Source organism: Amaricoccus sp. (assembly GCF_036846665.1).
Lineage (GTDB): Bacteria > Pseudomonadota > Alphaproteobacteria > Rhodobacterales > Rhodobacteraceae > Amaricoccus.
Map to the genome: position 1 here is coordinate 1 of NZ_DAIUBO010000287.1, position 4,212 is coordinate 4,212.

Here is a 4,212-nt window from a genome sequence, read left to right on the forward strand (position 1 = left end):
TGGCGGCGCGGCGGTGTTCTCCTACGTCTGGCCGACCTCTCTGGACCCTTCCACCGTGGGTTTCGCGCCCCAGGCGGGCATCCTTGCCTTCGCGGTCACGATCCATCCCGATTTCGACGACACGCCGCTCTTCGACGAGAGCGGCTCCGGCGCCACCGGCGACGATGGCGGGACCTGGCACAGCCATTGGGTCGTGCTCGGGCCGGACGAGACCTGCGGGCCGGGCGCGCTCAAGGTCATCGACATCCCCGAGGGCGCGACGCCGCCGCTGCCGCTGACTTGGCCGGGCCTGCCGATCCTGATCGACAGCCCGGGCTGGTCGCCGGTCTTCGACGGGCCGCGGCTCAGCGTGACGGTGCCCCTCGCCGACATCGGCGCAATGGAGGAAGCGCGGTTCGACGGGGTCGCTGCCGCCCTTCGGGTCGATGCGAATATCCACGCGCCGCTTCTCTGCGTGACGGACGTCTTCGACGTGGCTTCGGGGGATCTGAGCCTGCCGGGCCGGGTCGGGCAGTGAGAGACCGGGAGCGGCGACCTCTCCGCCGCGCCCCCACGACAAGGATCGGAACGATGGAGATGGCGCCCTTCTTCGCGGCCGACTGGCTGAACACGGAGCGGCCGCTGGTGCTGGCGGATTTCCGCGGCCGGGTCCTGGCGGTCGAGGTGTTCCGGATGCTCTGTCCCGGCTGCGTCCTGCACGGCCTGCCGCAGGCGCAGCGCCTGGCGCAGGCCTTCGATGCGCGGGACCTCGCGGTCATCGGCCTGCACAGCGTCTTCGAGCATCACGACGGCAACAGCCGCGAGACGCTCGCCGCCTTCCTGCACGAATGGCGCATCCGCTTTCCCGTTGCCATCGACGCGCCGGGCGAAGGCCCGATGCCGCGCACCATGGCGGCCTGGGCGTTGCAGGGCACGCCCAGCCTTGTGCTCCTCGACCGGCGGAGCGCGATGCGGGCGCGGCATTTCGGGCAGGTGGCCGATCTCGCCCTCGGGGCCGAGGTCATGGCGATGATCGGCGAGACTGCGGAGCGATGACGCAGATCGCGTCCGCCGTCATGCCGATGGCGTGGTTCCGGCACGATCGCGGGCAGGCATTGGCCCGAAGCCATCTGTCGGAGGCAATATCAGGCCCGCGTCAGCCTGACCGCGCGCCCGATCAGGTTGCGGCCCGGCGCGAGCAGGCTCTCGAGATCGAGCCGCTGAGCGGGGAGGCCGCGGGCCTCGCAGGCGGCATTGACCCGGTCGATCAGCCTGCCGCCGGTGGCGGCCTGCGCGGCGGCCGCCGCCTTCACGATCTCCTGGGCATCCTTCAGCGGCATGTGCCGCGCCAGGCCGAAGGCCAGCGCCTCGGCATAGGCGCCGCCGCCGTTCAGCTCGATCGCCGCGGCCATGCGGGCGGGATCTAGCCGCAGGTCGGAAATCAGCGCCGCCGCATGGCGCAGGCCCGCCCCCGCCGCGACCGCCATCGGCGGCAGGCAGAGCCATTCCACCGCCCAGGCCGCGCCGTCGCGCTCCTCCGTCTGGAGGAGCGCTTGCTGCGCGAGGCCCGCCTGCGCCGCGCTGAAGCGCGCCAGCGTGACCAGCGTTTCGGCCAGAACCGGATTGGCCTTCTGCGGCATGGTCGAGGAGCCGCCGCCCGCGCCGGCCGCCGCCTCGGCGATCTCGCTGCGGCCGAGCAGGACCAGATCCGCGCCGATGCGCCCCGTGAGGCCGGAGACCATCGCCAGCCAGTTGGCGAATTCGACGAGCCCGTCGCGCTCCACATGCCAGGGCTTGGCGGGGCAGCCGAGGCCGAGCTCGGCGGCCAGCGCCTCCATCACCGGGATGCCCCGCTCGCCCAGCGCCGCGAGATTGCCGGAAGCGCCGCCGAACTGCAGGAGGAGGAGCCGGGGCCGCAGCTCGCCCAGCCGCTCGCGGCACCGCGAGAGCGGCGCCATCCAGCCGGCGATGCGCAGGCCGAAGCTGGTCGGGGTGGCGATCTGCGACCGGGTCCGCCCGGCCATGGGCAGACCCGCATGGCGCCTGGCCGCCGCACCGAGCGCCGCCACGAGCGCGGCGAGGCGTGCATCGAGGATCTCGAGCACGGGGCGAAGGCGCAGCACCAGCCCGGTGTCCATGGCATCCTGCGAGGTGGCGCCCCAATGCAGGAAATCGCCGTGCGGCGGCCCGATCCGCGCGCGCAGCGCCTTGACGAGGCCCGGGACCGGGATGCCGGCCGCCTCGGTCGCGGCCCCGAGATCCGCCGCCGCGATCTCGATCCCCTCCAGCGCCTGCGCGATCGCCGGACCCGCCGCGGCGGGGATCACCCCCAGCCGCGCCTCGACGCGCGCCAGCGCCGCCTCGAAGCGCAGCATGGCGGCGATCTCAGCCTCGGCGCCGAATTGCGCCGCGATCTCGGCATCGCCGTAGAGACCGGCGAGCAGCGGGCTCTCGAAGGCGGCGACGGCCATCGCCCTCAGGCCTCCCGCAGCCCGAGAATCGCCCGGGCCTGCCGCCAGCTCGCCACCGGGCGGCCGTGCTCGGCGCAGAGCGCCGCCGCGCGGCGCACGAGGGCGGCATTCGACGGGGCCAGCGTGGTGGCGTCGAGCCGCACGTTGTCCTCGAGCCCGGTGCGTACATGCCCCCCGGCGGCGATGCACCATTCGTTGAGCGTGATCTGGTGGCGCCCGATGCCCGCCCCGCACCATTCCGCCTCCGGCGCCAGGCGCGAGACCGTGCGGCGGTAATAGTCGAAGACGTCGCGGTCAACCGGCATGGCGTTCTTCACGCCCATGACGAATTGCACGTAGAGCCGGCCGGGGATGCGGCCGTCGCGGTTCATCGCCGCGGCCTGGTGGATGTGGCTGAGATCGAAGGCCTCGATCTCGGGCTTCACCCCATGGGTGCGCATCTCGGCGGCGAGCCAGTCGACGAGGTCCGGCGGGTTCTCGTAGACGCGGGTCGGGAAGTTGTTCGAGCCCACCGAAAGCGAGGCCATGTCGGGGCGGAGCGCCAGCATGCCGCCCCGGGTGCGGCCGGCGCCGGAGCGGCCGCCGGTCGAGAGCTGCATGATCATGCCCGGGCAATGCGCCCGGATCCCCTCCATCAGCCGCGCGAATCGCTCCGGGTCCGAGCTCGGCGTCCCGTCTTCGTTGCGGACATGGGCGTGAACGATCGAGGCACCGGCCTCGAAGGCCTCCTGGGTGCTCTCGACCTGCTCGGCGACCGAGATCGGCACCGCCGGGTTGTCGGCCTTGGTCGGCAGCGAGCCGGTGATCGCCACGCAGATGATGCAGGGCCTGGCCTCAGACATCGAAGAACACCGTCTCGTTCTCGCCCTGAAGGCGGATGTCGAAGCGGTAGAGCGCCATGCCGTCCCGCTCCTCGCGGGCGGCGATCAGGGTCGGCCACCGCGCGGGGTTCTCGATGAGGCCGAGCACCGGATCGGCGGCATTGGCCGCGGGCTCGTCGGAGAAATACATCCGGGTGCTGAGGCCGATGTTGATGCCGCGCGCGACGATCCAGAGATTGAGATGCGGCGCCATGGGCTTGCCACCGCGGCCTGCCACGGCGCCCGGCTTGACGGTCTCGAAGGCGAAGCGGCCGGTGTCGAAATCCGAGATCACCCGGCCCCAGCCGCGGAAGCCCTCCTCGACCTCGCCGTGGCGCGGATCCTCGGGGCTCGCGTGGATCCCGGCGGCATTGGCCTGCCAGACCTCGATCAGCACGTCCCTGAGCGGGGCGCCGGTGCCGTCGAACACGCGTCCCTCGACGCGGATGCGCTCGCCGGCGGCATTGGGCCCGGCGATGTCGCGGCCGAGCTCGTTCTCGAAGATGGCGAATCCCGCCGCGCCGGGCGCGAGCCCGATATGGACGTAGGGACCGGCGGTCTGCGACGCGGTCTCGCGGAGATAGTCGAGCGGCTGCACCATGGCTCAGTTCCCCTCCAGCCGGTTCTCGAAGAGCGTCGAGCGCCGCCCGCGCAGCACGATGTCGAACTTGTAGGCGAGGCTGTCGAGCGGGATGCTGGCGTTGAGGTCCAGCGGCGCGATCAGCTGCGCGAGCGCCGCGCGGTCCGGGATCGCGGCGAGGATCGGGCAATGCGGGATCAGGGGATCGCCCTCGAAATACATCTGGGTGATCAGCCGCTGGGCGAAGCCGGTGCCGAAGACCGAGAAATGGATATGCGCCGGGCGCCAGTTGTTCACCCAGTTGCGCCAGGGATAGGCGCCG

At 72.2% G+C, this 4,212-nt stretch carries 6 protein-coding genes; 2 read left to right on the forward strand and 4 right to left on the reverse strand.

What is annotated here, in order from left to right; genetic code table 11:
• A partial coding sequence (locus V7050_RS18785; protein ID WP_324411016.1) for a hypothetical protein occupies positions 1-517 on the forward strand: 517 nt, incomplete at its 5' end.
• A 53-nt stretch (positions 518-570) separates the two neighbouring features.
• The gene (locus V7050_RS18790; protein WP_324368959.1) at positions 571-1,035 is read left to right on the forward strand and encodes a TlpA family protein disulfide reductase; all 465 of its coding nucleotides are present in this window, start codon (positions 571-573) and stop codon (positions 1,033-1,035) included.
• An 89-nt stretch (positions 1,036-1,124) separates the two neighbouring features.
• Here the strand turns inward: V7050_RS18790 and V7050_RS18795 are convergent, their stop codons facing one another.
• The 4 genes from V7050_RS18795 to V7050_RS18810 all read right to left on the reverse strand — a co-directional run.
• Positions 1,125-2,450, reverse strand: a complete 1,326-nt coding sequence (locus V7050_RS18795) for a lyase family protein (protein WP_324368961.1) — start codon at positions 2,448-2,450, stop codon at positions 1,125-1,127.
• A gap of 5 nt (positions 2,451-2,455) precedes the next feature.
• Complete coding sequence (locus V7050_RS18800) at positions 2,456-3,292, reverse strand: 3-keto-5-aminohexanoate cleavage protein (RefSeq protein ID WP_324368963.1); 837 nt, start codon at positions 3,290-3,292, stop codon at positions 2,456-2,458.
• Positions 3,285-3,911, reverse strand: a complete 627-nt coding sequence (gene pcaG / locus V7050_RS18805; protein WP_324368965.1) for a protocatechuate 3,4-dioxygenase subunit alpha — start codon at positions 3,909-3,911, stop codon at positions 3,285-3,287. The genes V7050_RS18800 and pcaG overlap by 8 nt, the downstream gene beginning before the upstream one ends.
• Before the next feature lie 3 nt (positions 3,912-3,914).
• On the reverse strand, positions 3,915-4,212 hold a 298-nt coding region (locus tag V7050_RS18810), incomplete at its 5' end, for a dioxygenase family protein (RefSeq protein WP_442885716.1).